The organism is Argonema galeatum A003/A1 (assembly GCF_023333595.1).
In the GTDB taxonomy this organism is placed as follows: domain Bacteria; phylum Cyanobacteriota; class Cyanobacteriia; order Cyanobacteriales; family Aerosakkonemataceae; genus Argonema; species Argonema galeatum.
Window position 1 is genome coordinate 27,097 of record NZ_JAIQZM010000015.1, and the last position, 18,534, is coordinate 45,630.

General features: G+C 44.5%; 13 protein-coding genes. 7 read left to right on the plus strand and 6 right to left on the minus strand.

The window, feature by feature from the left end:
• The first annotated feature begins 138 nt into the window (after positions 1 to 138).
• A complete protein-coding gene (locus LAY41_RS16800) occupies positions 139 to 435 on the plus strand; it encodes a PepSY domain-containing protein (protein ID WP_249100195.1) in 297 nt (98 codons plus the stop codon).
• Between the two features lie 108 nt (positions 436 to 543).
• Here the strand turns inward: LAY41_RS16800 and LAY41_RS16805 are convergent, their stop codons facing one another.
• The 3 genes from LAY41_RS16805 to LAY41_RS16815 form a co-directional block, all read right to left on the minus strand.
• The gene (locus LAY41_RS16805) at positions 544 to 1,101 is read right to left on the minus strand and encodes a peroxiredoxin (RefSeq protein WP_249100540.1); all 558 of its coding nucleotides are present in this window, start codon (positions 1,099 to 1,101) and stop codon (positions 544 to 546) included.
• Between the two features lie 411 nt (positions 1,102 to 1,512).
• A complete protein-coding gene (locus LAY41_RS16810) occupies positions 1,513 to 2,802 on the minus strand; it encodes a recombinase family protein (protein WP_249100199.1) in 1,290 nt (429 codons plus the stop codon).
• A 50-nt stretch (positions 2,803 to 2,852) separates the two neighbouring features.
• Positions 2,853 to 3,215 carry a VOC family protein gene (locus LAY41_RS16815; RefSeq protein ID WP_249100202.1) on the minus strand — a complete coding sequence of 121 codons (363 nt, stop codon included), beginning with the start codon at positions 3,213 to 3,215 and terminating at the stop codon, positions 2,853 to 2,855.
• A gap of 553 nt (positions 3,216 to 3,768) precedes the next feature.
• On the opposite strand from LAY41_RS16815, the gene LAY41_RS16820 reads away from it, so the two are divergent.
• From LAY41_RS16820 to LAY41_RS16845, 6 genes are all read left to right on the plus strand, one after another.
• Complete coding sequence (locus tag LAY41_RS16820; protein WP_249100205.1) at positions 3,769 to 4,383, plus strand: apolipoprotein A1/A4/E family protein; 615 nt, start codon at positions 3,769 to 3,771, stop codon at positions 4,381 to 4,383.
• A 373-nt stretch (positions 4,384 to 4,756) separates the two neighbouring features.
• The gene (locus tag LAY41_RS16825) at positions 4,757 to 7,522 is read left to right on the plus strand and encodes an OmpA family protein (RefSeq protein WP_249100208.1); all 2,766 of its coding nucleotides are present in this window, start codon (positions 4,757 to 4,759) and stop codon (positions 7,520 to 7,522) included.
• A 2-nt stretch (positions 7,523 to 7,524) separates the two neighbouring features.
• On the plus strand, positions 7,525 to 8,058 hold the full coding sequence (locus tag LAY41_RS16830) for a Rab family GTPase (RefSeq protein ID WP_249100210.1): 534 nt from the start codon (positions 7,525 to 7,527) through the stop codon (positions 8,056 to 8,058).
• 42 nt (positions 8,059 to 8,100) lie between these two features.
• Positions 8,101 to 9,675, plus strand: a complete 1,575-nt coding sequence (locus tag LAY41_RS16835; protein ID WP_249100212.1) for a sensor histidine kinase — start codon at positions 8,101 to 8,103, stop codon at positions 9,673 to 9,675.
• A 36-nt stretch (positions 9,676 to 9,711) separates the two neighbouring features.
• On the plus strand, positions 9,712 to 10,491 hold the full coding sequence (locus LAY41_RS16840; RefSeq protein WP_249100215.1) for a PAS domain-containing protein: 780 nt from the start codon (positions 9,712 to 9,714) through the stop codon (positions 10,489 to 10,491).
• Between the two features lie 192 nt (positions 10,492 to 10,683).
• Positions 10,684 to 13,050 (plus strand): adenylate/guanylate cyclase domain-containing protein, encoded by a 2,367-nt coding sequence (locus LAY41_RS16845; RefSeq protein ID WP_249100217.1) that lies wholly within the window; start codon positions 10,684 to 10,686, stop codon positions 13,048 to 13,050.
• A 131-nt stretch (positions 13,051 to 13,181) separates the two neighbouring features.
• Here LAY41_RS16845 and LAY41_RS16850 read toward each other — a convergent pair whose 3' ends face one another.
• The 3 genes from LAY41_RS16850 to LAY41_RS16860 form a co-directional block, all read right to left on the minus strand.
• Positions 13,182 to 14,681, minus strand: a complete 1,500-nt coding sequence (locus tag LAY41_RS16850) for a phenylacetate--CoA ligase family protein (RefSeq protein WP_249100220.1) — start codon at positions 14,679 to 14,681, stop codon at positions 13,182 to 13,184.
• 393 nt (positions 14,682 to 15,074) lie between these two features.
• Positions 15,075 to 17,846 carry an MBL fold metallo-hydrolase gene (locus tag LAY41_RS16855; protein ID WP_249100223.1) on the minus strand — a complete coding sequence of 924 codons (2,772 nt, stop codon included), beginning with the start codon at positions 17,844 to 17,846 and terminating at the stop codon, positions 15,075 to 15,077.
• Positions 17,847 to 17,951: 105 nt separating this feature from the next.
• Positions 17,952 to 18,515 (minus strand): HAD-IIIA family hydrolase, encoded by a 564-nt coding sequence (locus tag LAY41_RS16860; protein ID WP_249100227.1) that lies wholly within the window; start codon positions 18,513 to 18,515, stop codon positions 17,952 to 17,954.
• Positions 18,516 to 18,534 lie beyond the last annotated feature (19 nt).

Consider the following 18,534-nt stretch of genomic DNA (forward strand, 5'->3'; position numbering starts at 1 on the left):
AATGACAAACGGTTCTGTAAGCATTAAGTTAAGAGTTGCGAATCGATCGCAGATTGTCTAACTCGGTTCTGATGCGGCTAGTTGCTTTAGCAAGCAATTTAGGCGATCGCTATTGTTTCTAGTTTATAAAACACTACCATGAGAAATTATCAAGCTCGTCTGCGTCAACTGCATCGCATCGTTGCCCCAATTATGATTCTGCCGATCCTACTGACCCTGATTACCGGATCGGTTTATCAGATGGTAGACCTCTCAGGCAAGGGCGAGGACTTCGATTGGTTGCTGGATTGGCACAAAGGTCATTTTGGTAGCCTGAATCTAGAGATCGTCTATCCATTTCTGAACGCCTTGGGTTTGCTGACTTTGGCTATAACTGGAATCACGATGTGGTTTCGGATGCGACGCAACTCTAAAAACCGTTCTCAGGAGATGTAATTCAATTGCGATTAAGAAACATACCATCCGCAGTCATTTACAAAGCTGGGCTAAAATTAGTTTGGTTCCCCCCTTTTTTACGGGGGCAGGGGCAAAGGGGGGATCTAGCTAAGAAGCCGCTTCCTGCAACTCGTTGAGACGAGACAGAACTTCCCTACTGTGACTCGATGGGTTTACCCCAGTATATTCCTCGCGAATAATACCCTCTGGATCGATGATAAAAGTGTGCCGCACGGAGAGATAACCCAACCACGAACCGTAGGCTTTACTGATTTTGCCATCAGTATCGGCTAATAACGGGAACTTCAAACCTTCGGAATCGCAAAATTCGGCGTGGGAATCTACAGAATCAGCGCTGACACCGAGAATTTGAGTATTTCTATCCATATATTTTGGCAAGTCTTGCTGAAAGCGGCGAGCTTCCAAGGTGCAACCAGAGGTGAAATCTTTGGGATAGAAGTAGAGAACCACCCATTTGCCCCGATAGTCGGAAAGGGAAACTTCCCCATTCCCAGTATTAGTTGGCAATGTGAACTCTGGGGCGGGTTGATTTAGGGGAGGGAGTTTGCCGCCGATAGCTAGCGCAGATGGGGTGAAGTTAAACCAAGGGAGAAGGGCTAGACAAAAGGCTAATAGAGTGCGTAGAAAGTTGCGACGAGAGTTCATCGTGAAGATTAAGATAATTTTCACATAAGTTTACACTTTTTTCGGTAATATCGTGTCCGGTTGCATCGTTAGTGTAAGAGTAATACGGGAAATTGTCTGTTGTCATCGGGGGTTAAATTTTTACCGCAGATGTAGGCGCTTCGCCTTCCCGTAGGGTAGACAGATTAACGCAGATAAACGCAGATAAGAGAGGGATTTTTCTCTTGCAATCGATGCGTAAGGACATGATATAATTCCTCGTTTACCCCTAACCCCTAGAACACCGATTCAGTAATGGTAGGGGCGAAGCAAACGGGTGTGGAAATCTAGGGTAAGAGCGATATATTTTATACCCGAATGCGGAGCCCCTACACGCTAAAAACGCACCGCCAAGTATTACTGAATGGGTGTTCTAGCCCTTTTCCCAACGCCCTAAAAGATAAAGTTAACTTGCAACTCCCACGCTGCATCTTGACGCAATAGCTGAATTTGGCGAATGAATTCCCGAAAGTAAAATCGCCGCTCTGACTCGGACAAATCCAACCAGAATTGAGGAATGGAAACAGCAATAGCTGTTTCGCGCAAATTCACGGGCGGGAGTTCGGCTAGCTGCTGTTGCAGGGAAGCGATTTCTGTACGCAGTTTATAGGCGCGTAATTGAGATGTTTCAGGATCGAGAACGCCTGTTTCGCACAGTGAGGGAAGTTGAGTTAAGATATCTTGCTTGGTGACGATCGCATTTTTCACCCCTTCCTTAATTCTCCCCATATCCGGTAAACTCATCTCGGCGACTGCTAGAGGTAATTCGCGGCAGATCATTTGAATAGTTTGCTGCAACACTTCCTCGTAAGGTATCGATCGGCACTTGGGACTTTTGGGACAGCTAATCGGACGCAGGTAGAGATATTCTTTTTTTTGGCGCGGCGTCGTGACGCGGGCTACAGTCATAGGGGATTGGCACTCGGCACAGACAAGCAATCCCGCTAGAGAACGATTCGCGCTGGCGGTACGGGGCGACATCCGGCGGTTGCGACGCAAAAGGCGATCGATCTGTGCGGCTTCTTCTCTGGAAATGGTGGGAAGGTGAGTATTGGAGATAATTTCGTTGTTCTGATAAGCTGTATCGCCGCGATAGACTGGATTGGTGAGCCAGCGACGCCCGGTTGATACAGAGATTTTTTTACCGTATTTTTTCGCCAGGAATAGCACTGCGCCTCGCAAAGAACCGTAAAGCAGAAATCGGTCAAAAAATTCTTTCACCACAGGAGCGGCACTTTTGTCAAGGATATATTTATCTTTACCGCGTCGATAACCGTAGGGCGCTTTACCGGGCGGAGGCGAAGCTTTGAGGCGATTGCGGGCGTGTCCTTGACGGATCCGGCGACTGCGCTGGGAATTCTGGATTTCTTGCAGGAGTTTGAGCAAATCTGCGCGGATGTTTGTAGTTGTGGTGGAGGTTTGCTCGTGAGCAATTAGTTGGATACCCAGAGATTCCAGTTGAGTCAGGCAATTGCTCACTTCTTCCACCGAATCGCCTAGTTCTTCCACTCGTCGAACTAACAGATAATCCGCTCGTTCTGTTTGACAATCTGCGAGCAATTGCCCCAGTTGTTGACGCCCTCCCAAATCTTGATAAACTTTATCTATTTCCCAACCCCAAATAGCTCGATCGGGTGCCGATTCTAAAAGCGGATCGCTGTAGGAATAGGCAACGATTTTCATTGCACAACCATAACTTAATCTGCTTCGTGTCTGTCGAGACTTTCTACAGTTTATACCGAACTAAGCTCAATAATGTTACCATCGGGGTCTTGAATGAATAAAGCAGATCGACCGGATGCACTCATTTGTACTTCACATCCGTTACTCAGCAGTTGCTCTTTCGCTTCATCTAAGTTGGTGACCCAAAAAGCTATGTGCCGATTGCGTCCCAATTTTTCAGTATTTACTTGGTCGGATGGCACGGAGTCGGCAACAATTAGGTGAATCTGAAAGTCTCCGATTTGATACCACGCGCCTGGGAATTTGAGATCTCGCTCTACTTTGGATAATCCCATGATCTTGCCATAGAAATTTTCGGCTCGTTCCAGGTCGGAAACGAGAATAGCTGCGTGAAGACACTGGGTAATTTGCATGGGGCAGATTTTGGATTTTAGATTTTAGATTTTGGAGAAGAAGGGGCTAGTAAGTCCACCAAGCTAAATTTGATGGGTTTCTTGGCCCTTCCAGCAACCCATCAAAACCAGTTTGCCACACTACTAGGGGCTAGGGACAAAGGGGACAAAGGGGACAAAGGGGACAAAGGCGACAAAGGCGACAAAGGGGACAAAGGGGACAAAGGGGACAAAGGCGACAAAGGGGACAAAGGGGACTCTTTCTGCCAACCAATTACATATCACCGCACCCCCCCACCAATGATAGATATTCTTCGGCTGGGAAAAACTCACGATTACAGCATATATCACTTAATGGCAAAAAAGTCAACTATTGAAAAGCTATAAAAAACGAAATAAAACTGAAGAATAGTAAAAAAACAAGCTTAAACGAAAGTTCCCAGTACCTCGTAAAGTCCTGGGATACAATGTAAAATTAGAGGCAACTTACTCTGGAATCAGCGTTGGATGGCTAACTAACGCTAAAAATCAGTTTTGTATCGAACAATTATTACCTGTAAGTAAAGGGGTTAGGATGACCGAAATCACAAAAGAGGAAATGCGCGAAAGGCTGGGAAATATTGACCAGATTCGCGACATTATTTTGGGCCCTCAACTGCGAGAATATAACAATCGCTTTGATAAGCTAGAGTCAGACATATCGCTGGTACAGCAGGAAATGCGCGATCGCATAGATCAGGTCAGGACTGTTCTCTCGACAGAAATCCGGTCGGCGGTTGATGGTCTGGAGAAAAAACTCAAGACTCTTAATTTAACTTCCCAGGAAGAAATTAACGATGTGCGGCAACAGATCGATCGCGTGAACAAAAAGTTTTCTAGCTCCATTGAAGCACTCGATCAGACAGTCGATAACCAAAATTCCTCAATTCGAGAGGAACTGTCACAATCCAGAAATAAGCTTCAAGAAGACGTGCGCGCTCTCAGGGGACAGGTTTTTGATGAGTTAGAAAGGCGCTTCTCCATGATGAGAGAAGCCAAAGTCTCCAAAGATGATATGGCAGAAATTCTGTTTGAGCTGGGCATGAGACTAAAAGGAAACGAATTTGTGCCTCAGCTGAAGGAAGTTGCAGACACTGACAATGTGTATAGTGATGTTCGGTTACTGAAGCAAAGCAAGATCTGGGAATAGAGGAAACAACCGAGTTGAAATCCAGGCGTAAAATGATGGCAAATTTAAAATTTCAGATTTTAGATTTGCTTCGCCCTACATAGCGAAGCATTAACGGCTCTTCCGTAGTAACTATGCTATTTGAGTTCTTGAGTTCTTGAGTTCTTGAGTTCTTGGGCAGAGGAGCAGAGGAGCAGAGGAGCAGAGGAGCAGAAGCATAAAAATGTGATTTTTTGAACAAAAGCATAACAACTCCGAAAGAGCCCCAAAAATCTGCTCTGGGAAATCTAAAATCTGAAACCATTGATAAAATTGCCTAATTTTACGGTTCGCTCGGTTTTAGACTCCCACCTGTATTTGTATAGTTAAAAACCGCAATCAGGGAGCGCAAAATATGTCATTATCAAAAAACAAGATAGCTGATATAGATGAGTTGGAAAATCTTATTTCCTTCTCAAACGATCGGGCCGCTAAAACAGAACCAGATCTGGAAAGCTTGGTAAATTTATTGTATGACTTAAGGCTGCTTGAGAAGAAAGAAAAACCCCAGGGTGAATTGATACTATGTAACGATAATTACCAGAGTAACGATTCAACAACCAGTTACGAAGTTGCGAATGGATATGAGTATATAAATGTAAGCGCTTCACCCGTAGCCGAAGCAGAAGAAAGCCCAGAATCAAACCCGTTGCTTGAGGAAACACAAGCAGAACAACCGACGCTCGACCATTTTACATCAGCGTCAAATATAGCAGAATCAGCATCAAATTCCATCGCGAATCGGTCACAAGAATCAAACAAGCTAGCATTGCCGTTACTTCAGGAAACAGAAGCAACGGCAATGCTAGAACCTGTTTTATCTAGCACCCAATTAACTGATGCAGAGCATTCGATCGCGAATCACGAGCAACAAGAAAGCTCGCTAGCCCAGCGATACAGCCTCGAAAAGCAAGCCAGAGAAAACTTGGCTCAGTCAAATTCATCCGAGCCGAATGACGAAAACTTAGAAGAGTTATACGGTGCGTTTAAACGCTTGCAAACTCTTCTACTCCAACCAGAATTGGCTGACTTTAATCAGGTGCTAGATCATTTTGAACAGAAAGTATCAAATATTGAATATCAGATTCACGAACCCACAGAATTAATCAATTTATTGCTGCCTATTATTTCCGAGCTTCTGAATCGCAAAGTAGCTGAATCAAGTGAGTCAAGAGACGCAGTTGCGGATTCCCTCGCTCCCATCATCGATCAAGTGATTTTGGCGAAAACAAGGGAAGATAGGGTGGCGATAGGTTCTGCGATAGCAGCGGCGATACCGTTCGCAATTTCCGAACAAGTTCGCAATTGTCCGACGGAAGTGGGGCACGCCATAGCACCAGATATGGCCGCAGCAATCAAGGAGCAAATAAGGCTGAATCCGCAAGCGATGGTGGCGGCTCTTTATCCGATCATTCATACAGTAATTGACAGCAAACGCGAAGAAGATATAGAGGCGCTCAGCACTGCTATAGCGCCCTTGCTCCCACGAGCCATTAAAGAACAAATTCGCAGTTACCCCCAAGAAATCGCGCAGGCTATAGCGCCAGAAATAGCATCAGCCATTAAAGAACAAATTAGACTGGAGCAAGATTCGATCGCGTCCGCGCTAGCACCGGAAATGGGCAGAGCCATCAAACAACAGATTGAGATTGAGAGGGATGCGATGGTAGACGCCCTCTATCCCGTTATTGGCAGCACAATTGCCAAATACATGGCAGACGCAATTAAGACTATCAACGAAAAGCTCGAAAACACCTTCAGTGTAGAGGGAATCAATCGCAAAATCCGCTCCAAAGTGCAGGGAGTTTCCGAAGCAGAACTAATTCTCAAAGAAGCGATTCCCTTTACAGTTCGCGCTGTTTTCTTGATTCACAAAACTTCCGGTTTAGTTATGTCAGAAATCCAATCTTCTGGCGAACAGAAATTGGAGTCGGATATGGTGGCAGGTATGCTGACGGCTATCCGCAGCTTTGTGAATGATTGTATCGCTCAATCTGGAGATGTTTCGGAAATCGATGCGATCGATTACGGCAATTCTAAGATCGTCCTGGAAGTGGCGGGATACTGTTACCTCGCTGTGGTTACTCAAGGAAAAACTCCCCAGTGGTACAACCATAGGGTGCAGGAAGCGCTCCTAACGATCGTAGAAAGCTACGATCGCCTCATCAAGTCCTATGAAGGAGACCCTGCCAGCATCCCCGAACGGGTACACAATATCCTAGAAGGCTTAATAAAGATCGAGGATACAACTTCCAAGGATAAAAAGTTTAAATTTACTGGTTTGCTAGTTGTCGGTTCAGTTTTGGCGGGTTTAATTCTCCTGCCTTGGGGATATCATCAGTATCGTAATGGGACCGATCGCCAGATTGAGAAAGACACCGCCCAACGCTGGGCATCTGTACCGGAATTAGCCGTTTATCGTCTCTCCATCGATGCCTATGACGGCAAGCTGCGGCTTTCTGGAAAGTTGCCAAATCAGGAATTGCGCTCAAAAGCCGAACAAATTGCCAAGCAAATTGCACCTACCTACTCATTGAAAAATCAAATAGCCGTCCAACCGCCCCCCGATCCTGTGCGGGCAGCATCTGACGTAAAACGAGTGACATCTATTTTAAATCAGATGAACGGCACTGCCATTTCATCCCAGTATCAAGCAGGTAAAGTCACGGTAAAGGGAACAGTAGCCCAGGTTGGCGATGCTGAGAAAATCACCCAAGCTTTTAAACAAATACCGGGGATTGTCACTGTCACCAACACCATACAACTACAGCAATTCTCCGTCCCCATCCGCATTTACTTCGAGCTTGGTGCAACTCAACTAAAAGCAGGGGATCGAAACAAAGTTCTCCAGGTCAAGGCATTTCTGAATCGCTATCCGCAAACAGACCTTACAATAGTAGGTCATAGCGATACCATTGGCAACTCTCTGGAAAATCAGCGATTGGCACTGTCGCGGGCGGAAACGGTGCGACTCGCCCTAGTGGCAGAGGGCATCGATCCCAAACGGTTGCAAGCTGTAGGGACACCCAATCCGCCCCTTGGTCTAGATTCTAGTCAACCACTATGGTTAAGTAGATGTGTACAATTTCAGCCGATACCCCCTGGCTTCAAACGTAAATAATTATGTCCACGATCTCGAAAAAAATTTGCCTTGTTGGTGACTTTGGCGTAGGTAAAACTAGCTTGATTCGTCGTTTTGTAGAGCAGCAATTCAGCGATCAGTATCTTTCAACTGTGGGAGTCAAGATTTCTCGCAAAACTGTTGAATTAGAAGGAGTAAAAGAGCCGGAAAAGTTGAGTTTGCAGATGATGATATGGGACTTAGAAGGTCATACGAAATTTAAGGGGATCGCACCAACTTATCTAGCTGGCGCTGGCGGTGCGATCATTGTTGCCGATGTCACCCGTCAAGAAACCCTAGAACGGATAAGTGAGCATATCGATTTGTTTTTTTCCGTCAACCCCAAAGGCTTTATCATTATTGCCTTGAATAAATCAGATATGTTCGAGGACGAAAAAATAGATAAACTTCTCAGCAATTATCAGTTTGAAGACCAGGATCGAGTATTGGCAACCCATTCAACTTCTGCAAAGACAGGCAAAGACGTTGACCTAATATTTCACAAATTAGCTAAAAAAATGGTATTACCAATCTGAATATCTCATTTTTAACCAATCCTCAAACCCACCCACACCCTTATGAACTATCACGTCCTCGATAAGATTTTCAACCAACCTTCTATACTCCGCCACATAGAATATTTGATAGTAGATAAAAACCTCGACATCTTAGATATATCCGAGTCAGTGCAACGGTTTGCCGATGCTCCTACTCGCGTCGTAAAAGCAAATGATGTTCGCGAGGGGTTTCCCGAATTAATAGGATATGAAGATATCTTAATTTCCATCATTCAAGGACAGCAAGAGGCTTTCCAGTTAAAAGGAGTTGCCCGGTCTTTAGGGCAGCATTCTCCGCCATTATATATTGATATCTATGTGGTTGGCGATCGAGACGAAAACAATTATGAAAGTACATTGATAATTATCATTGAAGATGCTACTGAAAGAATGGTTATGGAGCAAAGTTTAGTACAGAGAGTAAATGAAGCAAATCTTTTATTGAGTGCCTTGGCTGTTTCCAAAGATTATATCGATAAAATTATTACTTCAATGGCAGATGCGTTGTTAGTGACAACAAAAGCGGGAAAAATAAAAAGAGTAAATCGAGCGGCAAGCGATTTGTTCGGTTATAGCGAATCAGAATTAATCAACAATTATATTTCTACGATCGTTCCTGACGAAAATTTTCTGCCAACAGCGAATCTGCGAAATGACTTATCCACAGGTGAATTGTTCAAAAATGTAGATTTTCTTTGTAAAAATATCAAGGGAGAAGAGATTGCAGTAGCATTTTCTTGCTCAACAATTAACACTGAAATAGAGGATTTTCAAGAATTTGTATATGTTGGACGAGATATCACAGAGCGCAAGCGAGCAGAGGCAGAAATGCGTCAGGCTCTGGCAAAAGAAAAGGAACTCAACGAATTAAAATCTAACTTTGTTTCTATGGTTTCCCACGAATTTGGCAATCCGCTCAATACAGTAATAATGTCTGCTGAATTACTGGAACACTATGGCGATCGATCTACTGAAGAAGAGAAAATTGAGTATATTCATCACATTCGCTCGGCTGCCAAACAGATGAGTAAACTATTAAAAGATGTCCTGGTTATAGGTAGGGTAGAAGCTGGGAAAATAGACTTTAACCCAGAACCAATTGATTTAATAAAATTCTGCGCTGATGTGGTAGAACAAATAAAATTTAGTGGTGGTGGCAAGCGAACGATCGACTTTGTTCATAACGGAATTGTTCAGGGACCGATCGCATCTGACGATGAGTTACAAGACTTGCCCCTCATGGATGAAAAACTCTTACAACATATTCTTACTAATTTACTTTCTAACGCACTCAAATATTCACCTCAAGGCGGCACAGTGTATTTTAACCTAAATTGTCAAAATGGAGAAGCTATATTTCAAATTAAAGATAAGGGAATTGGTATACCTCCAGATGACTTAAAGAAATTATTTGAAACATTCCATCGAGCCAAAAATGTTGGCAAAATTCCTGGAACAGGACTGGGGCTAGCTATCGTCAAGCAATCTGTAGATATCCACGGTGGCACCATCGCGGTGGAGAGCGAGGTAGGGATGGGAACGACATTTACAGTCACGATTCCATTAAACAACGACAGTCAACCTAATCTCGATTAAAATCAAATCTATTATTATGATAGGATCGGAGGTTGAATGAATCCGCTTTTAAACAAACTTTTAGCACTAATATCCCCACCCCGCCGCATGGAATATATGGCAGTGGATGAGGACTTGAAAATTTTAGAGGCATCCTGGGATGTGCAACGGTTTGCCGATTGTCCCGAACGGGTAATTAAGGGAAAAGATGTTCGTCTGGGCTTTCCTGAATTCATAGGAATTGAAGATATCCTAACTGCTGTTCTTACTGGAGAGCAGAATAGTTTCGAGTTAAGAGGGCTAGCCCGTTTTTTAGATCGAAACGAGCCTTTATATATTGATATTTCCATTGTCGCCGATCGGGATGAAAAAAGCTTGCAAGCTCGTCTAATTATCTTATTAGAAGATGTGACAGAAAGAATGGTTTTACAGCAAAGCTTGACCCAAAGAGCTAATGAAACAAGTCTTTTGGCACATACATTAACAGAATACAAAAGATATATTGATAAAGTTTTTACTTCGATGGCAGAAGCATTATTAGTTACTACAAATTCTGGTAACATAAAAAAAGTTAATCAAGCAGCACAAGATTTATTTGGCTATAGCGAATGGGAATTAATCAATCAGCCTATTTCGAGTATTATTCTTGATGAAGATTTTTTACGACAATCTAGAGATCGATATTCCATAGAACGAGGAAAAGCGTTTAAAAATGTAAAAGTAGTTTGTCAAACTAAAAGAGGAGAACATATTTATCTAGAATTTTCTTGTTCAGCTATTGAAACGGATATAGAGGACTTTCAAGACTTTATTTATGTTTGTAGGGAGATCGGCTAACGCAAGCGTGCCAAATTAAGACTCTTTTTTTGCCCGACGACTCTCATTCGCGGCTTGCGCGTACAAAGCCCGCCTGCGCGGGCTTCAAGAAAAAGGGGAGAGTTAACCCAGATTTGGTATAAATTGACGAAAGGTTTTGCAAATTAGTTTTCGAGAAACTGCTTTAATTTTCTATTTCTAAAAATAGGTGTTATGAAATATTGGGTACTGGATAATATTTTCAATAAGCCTTCAGCACCACGTCACATAGAATATTTGACAATGGATCGGGATTTCAAGATTCTCGATACATCCGAGACAGTGCAACGATTTGCCGATCGGCCCCTGGAAGTCGTGGTGGGCCAAGATGTCCGCGAAGGCTTTCCTGAATTGATCGGGCTTGAAGATATCCTCATTGCCATCTTGTCAGGACAGCAGGAGTGCTTTCAATTACAAGGCATTGCAAGGCTTTCCGAGGATGGATCTCCTTTATATATCGATATTTATGCGATCGGAGATGAAGATGAAAAAAGTTCTGGTAACAGCCTATTCATGTTCATTGAGGATGTTACAGAAAAAATGGTGTTGGAGCAAGCTTTAGTCCAGAGAGTCAATGAATTAAATCTTTTATCGAGCGCCATAGAAGCTTCCAAAAAATCCATAGATAAAATTATCACAGCAATGGCAGATGCCTTGTTCGTGACAAATGATTCTGGGAACATAAAAACTGTAAACAAAGCCGCTCAAGATTTGTTTGAGTATAGGGAAGCAGAATTAATTAACCAGCCGATCTCAAAAATTATTGCCGATCGCAATTTCGTCCTCCAAGTAATTCAAGATTATCCCTTATCTCCAGGAGAATTATTGAAGGATATGGAAGTAATTTGTCAGACAAAAACTGGAAAAAAGATTGTTGTTGCATTTTCCTGCTCAACCGTTCAGACAGAGATCGAAGGCGTACAAGATTTTATCTATATAGGTAGGGATATCACCGATCGACAGCGGATTGAAAAGCGCCTGTTGATACAGTATGCCACGACGCGCATCCTGTCAGAGTCTCCCTCCCTAGTGCAGGCGCTACCGAAAATCATGCTAGCAATCTGTGAAAGCTTGGGATGGGCTTTAGGTGAATTTTGGATGCCAGAAACGGGGGAGCGGGGGAGCGGGGGAGTGGGGGAGCAGAAGTCCCCAGATCCCTGTCTGCAGTGTGCGGAAATTTGGTGTAGACCATCGCCCGCGATGTCAGAGTTTATTCATGTAACCAAGCAAACTACTTTTGCGCTAGGTGTTGGGTTGCCGGGTCGCATTTGGGCTAGCCGTTCTCCTGACTGGGTTCCCGATGTTGCTGATGATGCTAACTACGTGCGATCGCAGCTGGCATCATCAGCAGGACTGCACGCAGCATTTGGGTTCCCTATTCAGAGCAATCGCGAAATTCTGGGGGTGATGATTTTTTATAGTCGTGAAAAACAACAGATTGATGAAGATTTGCTTCAGATGATGACAGCTATTGGCAGCCAAATGGGTCAGTTTATCAAACGCAAACAAGCAGAGACAGCCCTAGCTGAGAGCGAAGAACGATATCGAGATTTGTTTGAGGGCGCTAGCGATTTGATTCAGTCTGTTGACGCTAACGGTTATTTTATATATGTTAATCGTGCTTGGCGAGAAACTCTGGGATATAACGAAACTGAAATTGCAAAAATAACTGTATTCGATATTATTCATCCCGATTCAGTATTACATTTTAAAGATACTTTCCAGAAAGTAATGCCTGGAAAAAACACGAATCGGGTTAAAGCAGAATTTATTACCAAAGATGGCCAAAAAATCTCTGTTGAAGGAAGCGTAAACTGTAAATTTGTAGATGATAAGCCAGTTGCCACTCGCGCTATTTTTCGCGATATCACCGAGCGCTTGCAAGCGGAAGAGGCGCTGCGCTATCAACAGCAACAAACAGAACGCCTGTTACTTAATATCTTGCCAGGGCCGATCGCAGAGCGTCTGAAACAGGAACAAACCACTATTGCGGAAAACTTTGCCGATGTCACCGTTATGTTTGCCGATCTTGTTGGCTTTACAGAGCTTTCTTCGACGGTATCGCCAACAGAACTGGTTGAGATACTCAATGTAATTTTCTCCGAGTTCGATCAGCTAGCTGAAAAACATGGTTTGGAGAAAATCAAGACGATCGGAGATGCTTATATGGTAGTAGGAGGTCTGCCAGTGCCCCAGAGCAACCACGCTATTGCGATCGCAGAAATGGCACTCGATATGCAAACTGCAATTGTCCAATTCAGCGAAGAAACAGGACGCATTTTAAATATTCGGATTGGCATCAATACCGGGCCTGTTGTTGCGGGTGTGATTGGCACGAAAAAGTTTATTTACGATTTGTGGGGTGACACTGTAAATATCGCCAGTCGCATGGAATCTCACGGTTTGCCCGGAGAAATTCAAATAACTGAGGCAACTTACGAATATTTACGCGATCGCTACTTTTTTGAGGATCGCGGCGAAATCCCAGTCAAAGGTAAAGGTAAAATGAATACTTATTTTCTTGTCGGCAGAAAACTTTAGTAGTCATATCATGTCCGGTAGCATCGATTGCCTAAAAAAAATCGCTCTCTTATGAACGCAGATAAGAATAAGAAGACGAATTTTTTAGGTAACCAATGCGTAATACCAAATCGGCTTGCCTTGACCCCTTTCTACTTCCGCGTATATCTGTGCTTCACGCCGATGGGAAAATACTCCGGGTCGCCTGTTGGTGCGAGGGAAACTTGCAGCATCTGATATGCTGGCGGAACATAGTTAGCAAACTCGCTGTTGAGTCGCCGCAGCTGAGAAAGGATAGAAGATGCGATCGCCTCCCGTTTCCCTTCGCTACCTTCCACTCCCGGCGCTAATTCCACGATCGCAGACAGAAATTTATTTCGATCCCCATCTTCCTTAACTTGCAATACAAACTTACCCGTTACCCAATCTTTAATAACAGCTTGTTCTAACCCCACCGTCACATTTTCTGGGTAAATATTTGCCCCAAAATAAGAAACAGTAAAATTAGAACGTCCAAACACATACACAAAAGGCAACTGATGAATACCTCTATCACTAGACAAATCTGTTAGTGGATCGAATCCCCATTCGGACAGGAAATTCAGCATTTCATCATAACTAATTATCCCCCCAGTATCCAAAATGTTATAACGAATCAACGGAATGCCGTTATCGCCTGAAAACAGCAATGTTCCCTCACGAACTTCAAAAAAGCGACTGAAAGGATCGTACTGTACCAGCGTGGGTAAGCGGGATTCACCAAATAGCGCCCGCGCCGCATTTGGATTATTTGCCAAAAAACGACGAATGCAAATACTCAGCGGTGTTTCATTGCCCAAAACACCCGCATCGGCGGTACCATAAAGTGCGGCAGAATCATAACATAAATTTGTCGAATCAACTCTTTCTCCAACCAGATTTCGCCACTCTTCGCTAAAGACTTCTCCAGCAAAAACCATTTTTAGATGATATTTTTGCCACTCTACACCACGGGGAATTCCGCTATCAATTACATCTTTAATAAATGGGGGATATCCCAATAGCACAACTTGCTCAAATTGCTCACCGAGTTCCTGCACAACTCGGAAAATTTCTTCTTTGTTATTTCCTGGAGAGATAACAGTGATGGGATAACCTTTACTGGCAAGATAGCGACAGCAATTCATCGTAAAAATGCCGCCTACCCACGTTCCCAACGTGAAACAAATCACGGCTAAGGTGCGGCGGGTGTCGGCATAAAAGCTCTCGTGGAATATCTGCTCAAAACGAGTGGCTATCTGAAGTTCATCTGCGAAAAAACGCGGCCAAAATGTCGGTTTTCCGGTCGAACCGGAGGAAACTGCGATCGTATCGCAACTTGACAATTCTCCATTGCGGCACAATTCGGCTAACGAGTGAAGCTTGAGGTAATTCTCTTTTGTAATTGGCGGCAGCTTTTGGAAATCTTCGTAAGTCTGGATGGACAGTGGATCGATGTTATGTTCTGCCAAAAATGCGCGGTAGGCGGGAACTGTGTTGACAACCGAGTGAAACAATGCTAAAACACCTGACTCTGCACTACTGTTGGCGTGTCGTTCGAGTAGAGTTTGCATTGGCGTTGTCAGGAATTCTTGAAACGCCTTCACTGCCCGTTGACGTTGTTCTTCTCGCATTGCCGGTACTCAGTTGCATTATCACAAATTGTAGCGGATTCCCGAATTGCATGATGCTGTTGGCAAAGTTGGTGGTGTCGCCCACACCCGCCCTGCACTCAAGTCGCCCACACCCGCCCTGCACTCAAGTCGCCCACACCCGCCCTGCACTCAAGTGCAGGGCTAATAGCGAAAGTCCACTTTAGTGGACTGTCAGATTAGTATTCAGTCCACTAAAGTGGACTTTCGCTATTAGCCAGCGATTTGAATCGCTGGCGGGCTCGAAGCGAAGTCAGTGGCTTTGTGTAGAATTAAAATCTCATCAATTTACCAACAACATCATTGCATTTCCAGGCTCTGCCTGGAAATGAGACAATTGAGGGGTTTCACCCCTCAATCGATTCGCCAACAGTTTTAATCATTTGGCATCATGAATAAATCCCCGTCTTCTTCCTCTTCCTCTTCCTCTTCCTCTTCTTCATCTTCATCTTTATCTTGATTTTGACTTTTGACTTTTGACTTTTGACTTTCTATATCCCGTAACACAAACTCCTGGCATTTGGTGCTGGGATCTACTTGCCGCTCAAATAGCGGACTATCTTCTCCCTGACATTTTCCAGAAGTGAAAAACTGGCATACCGCACAGCAATCTTCTCCAGATGCGATCGCTTTCTCGATCTCTAAATGTTGCTGCGAAAGCGGACTCAGCTTCAGACGATAGCCGTCCCACTTGGCTTTGAGTATGCCATTGCCAGCTAAAATCTGCCAACGTGGGTCTGATTCCACCACCGCCTCTGGTATCCTCAGCCAAGCACCTTCCACTTCGGCTTCCACAGTCACCTCGAATTCAGAAGGTAGCTCCATCTGAGCAAGTTTTGCACGAGAAATTTTTTCTGGCACCTGCCCGTATTCGATCGACTCTCCGACACTGGGAATATGGACGTAATATTTCTGTTGTAATTCTCCCGCCTTCGCCAATTGGTGCAAAGCATCCAGCGATCCGTGAATCAAAATTAAATGCTTGGGATTAACCTTAGCAATAACTTGGGTTAAGCCAACTTTATCAGCGTGAGCGCTCAAATTAAATCGTTTAATCTGGGCGCGAACAGTTAGCTGTTTGCCATCTAATTCAACCGTATCTCCAGTTTTCAAACTCTGAAGTAAACGACCCGGACTTTCTTCATCCGTGTAACCGCTGATAAAAATAGCAGCGTTTTCTCGCTCCAGCAAAGTAGTAGCGTAGTAAATAGATGGGCCACCAGTTAGCATCCCAGAACTGGCAATAATTACGCTGGGTTTTGCCATTGCTAAAGGTCGTTCTCTGGGAGAGCCAATAGGAATAATGGGAGAAGAAGAATTTGGATCGAAGAATGGTTCCTGTCTCTGTTGAGCAAAATTCTGCACAGACTGGGGTAATAAAGCCAGATTGTCGCGGAAAACATCGGTTATGGCTCTCACTAAACCATCTACAAAAATAGGAATTTTGAGTTTGTGAAATACAGCGCTAGTGCGAATAGCGAGGAGAATTTCTTGCGCTCTTCCTAAAGCGAAAGCGGGGATGAGAACGTTACCGCCTTTGGTAACAACTTCTGCGATCGCTTCTAGCAATGCCGTTTCTTGCGACTTCCTACCTGGATGGGTATCTGCGCCGTAAGTTGACTCGGTAATCAGAACATCTGCCGTGGGAAGATCCGCCAATTTCAACCCTTCTGTTGTGCGACTGGAAGTGGTGTTGTAATCTCCGGTGTAGAGTAGGGTGCGAGATGGCGATCCGGCTCTCGCAGGATCGTTGTATCGCATATAAATACAAGCAGCACCTACAATATGACCGGCATTGATAAACCTCACCTTCAATCCCGGTAGCGGCTCAAAATCAAAGCCGATCGGTTGCGTCTCCAGCCGAAACAAGGTACGCTCTAAATCAGCCTCATCAAACAATTCTGGCGAATCTTCGTTCAATTGCTGAACTTTCAGGCAATCCTGCAACATTACGTGAGCAATTTCCCTCGTACCTTGAGTACAAATCATCCGCACACCAGGGAAACGATTGTGAAAGACTGGTACAGCGCCTAAATGGTCTTGATGAGCGTGGGTGATCAGCAACAAATCCGGGTTTTTCAGGCGATCGAGTGCTGGTAAAGGATCGTAACCCTTCGGTCGAGTGCCGCAATCCATTACTATTTCATAAGGGCCAATAAAAACTTGGAAGCAGGAAGCACCAATTCCCCTAGCAGCTCCCAAAGGCGTTACTATTAATTTTGGATTTTCAGATTGCTCGTCAATTTCAGCAACAAGAGCTTCCTCATCCGCACTTGACTCCAATCCCAAATCTGAAATCTGAAATCTCAAATCGTTTGCTGGTGGCGGATATTGGTAAACTTTGACTCTTTTGCCGCGCACATACACTCTGGCGCGTTGTCCGCCTTCTGGCGAAACAGCTTCCCACTCCCAACCGTTGCGGCGTCGAATTGCTGGCGCAAGTTCCCATGTTGTCTCTTCAGTTTCGGCTGTTAGTGCCGCCAAAGCAACATCATTTGGCGGAGTGGGTTCGGGTAAAATCTTTGTAGCTTCTGCCTTTGAGTCTGAATTTTGCTGAGGTACAGGGGAGAGGTTTAATGCAGATTCTTCTATGCTCTTTTGCTCCTCTGCTTCGCTACTTCTATCTTCCTGCTCAACAAACTGAGCTGCGAAGACTTGCAGTTCGGTTCCAACGCGGCGTGCTTGAACTTGCAACAGTTGTCCCACCTTCATATTAAAGGTGCTGGAATTGAGCAAGGTGAGCTTGAGGGTTTTTTGTTCCGATCGCGAAGTAACGTATAGCTTTACCTTAAACTGGACGGATGGATTGCGCCTACCGATTTGTAGCACCCGACCGATTAGCTGACATCTATCCTCATCAGCGCCATCGGATATGGGTGAGGAACCAACCAGGTTCACAAGCGAGATTTGACCCGTGGAATCGGTGCTGGGGATGACGTTCCACGCACAAACCTGTCCTTCTGTCCACTCTGCCAGTTTTGGCGAAATCCGAAAGCGAGTGTTATCCGCACAAACCAGGTGGGGTATCCCTTCGATCGCACAAATATATCCTGTGATGGTGAACTGGAAGGTCTGGCGATCGGAGGATTCAGGAGAGACGGTGGCGTTGATGCAGTCCGCCGTAGGCATTGCGGTGTGATGGGTCATGCTCGTGTTCAAAACTACTGCCCGGATTGGCACTGCAACGACTTTAGCATCCATAGGGCAGAGGTAGACGCCAAAAAGAGAGAAAGCAGAAAAATCATCGTCAGTTCAAAAATTGGCATCACCATAGGTTTGTCGCCAGTTCTCCGCTTGCTGAAATTTTATGCCTGCGGCTTTTGCTGCTTCTCTATCTTCGGGCCGATCGCCTATCATTAAAATTTTATCTGGCAAATGTCTCTCGATCGCCAGATTAACCATTCCCGGATTAGGCTTGCGAAACTTTCCAGATTCTTGGTGCTTGCTATAATTATGAACTTCACTGCGAGTTACGCAGAAACACTTCCTACCTTCAAAATCAGGACAGAAGTAAATTTCTTCCATTTCTAGCAATAGCTCTAACGTATATTGTTGTTCTTTTATACAACTTTGCAGTGACTTTTTGCCACTGGCGACACCAGCTTGATTCGTCACGCCAACAATTTTCCAGCCAGTAGCGGCGAAATATGCGATCGCTCCCTCAACACCTTCGATCATCCGCTGATCTCGTGGACGCTGGATAAACTTATTGCCTGAGACAGGTTCCCGCACCGTACCATCCAAGTCTAGTATGAGTAGGGATAACCGATCGGGCCTCTCTACTGTTTCGCTTGTTGTTTCATTTGGCTGTTCCATCACTCAATTCGATCTGCTA

Coding starts and splice junctions, on each gene's coding strand:
- LAY41_RS16800 (WP_249100195.1), top strand. CDS start 139: ATGAGAAATTATCAAGCTCGTCTGCGTCAACTGCATCGCATCGTTGCC.
- LAY41_RS16805 (WP_249100540.1), bottom strand. CDS start 1,101: ATGAACTCTCGTCGCAACTTTCTACGCACTCTATTAGCCTTTTGTCTA.
- LAY41_RS16810 (WP_249100199.1), bottom strand. CDS start 2,802: ATGAAAATCGTTGCCTATTCCTACAGCGATCCGCTTTTAGAATCGGCA.
- LAY41_RS16815 (WP_249100202.1), bottom strand. CDS start 3,215: ATGCAAATTACCCAGTGTCTTCACGCAGCTATTCTCGTTTCCGACCTG.
- LAY41_RS16820 (WP_249100205.1), top strand. CDS start 3,769: ATGACCGAAATCACAAAAGAGGAAATGCGCGAAAGGCTGGGAAATATT.
- LAY41_RS16825 (WP_249100208.1), top strand. CDS start 4,757: ATGTCATTATCAAAAAACAAGATAGCTGATATAGATGAGTTGGAAAAT.
- LAY41_RS16830 (WP_249100210.1), top strand. CDS start 7,525: ATGTCCACGATCTCGAAAAAAATTTGCCTTGTTGGTGACTTTGGCGTA.
- LAY41_RS16835 (WP_249100212.1), top strand. CDS start 8,101: ATGAACTATCACGTCCTCGATAAGATTTTCAACCAACCTTCTATACTC.
- LAY41_RS16840 (WP_249100215.1), top strand. CDS start 9,712: ATGAATCCGCTTTTAAACAAACTTTTAGCACTAATATCCCCACCCCGC.
- LAY41_RS16845 (WP_249100217.1), top strand. CDS start 10,684: ATGAAATATTGGGTACTGGATAATATTTTCAATAAGCCTTCAGCACCA.
- LAY41_RS16850 (WP_249100220.1), bottom strand. CDS start 14,681: ATGCGAGAAGAACAACGTCAACGGGCAGTGAAGGCGTTTCAAGAATTC.
- LAY41_RS16855 (WP_249100223.1), bottom strand. CDS start 17,846: ATGACCCATCACACCGCAATGCCTACGGCGGACTGCATCAACGCCACC.
- LAY41_RS16860 (WP_249100227.1), bottom strand. CDS start 18,515: ATGGAACAGCCAAATGAAACAACAAGCGAAACAGTAGAGAGGCCCGAT.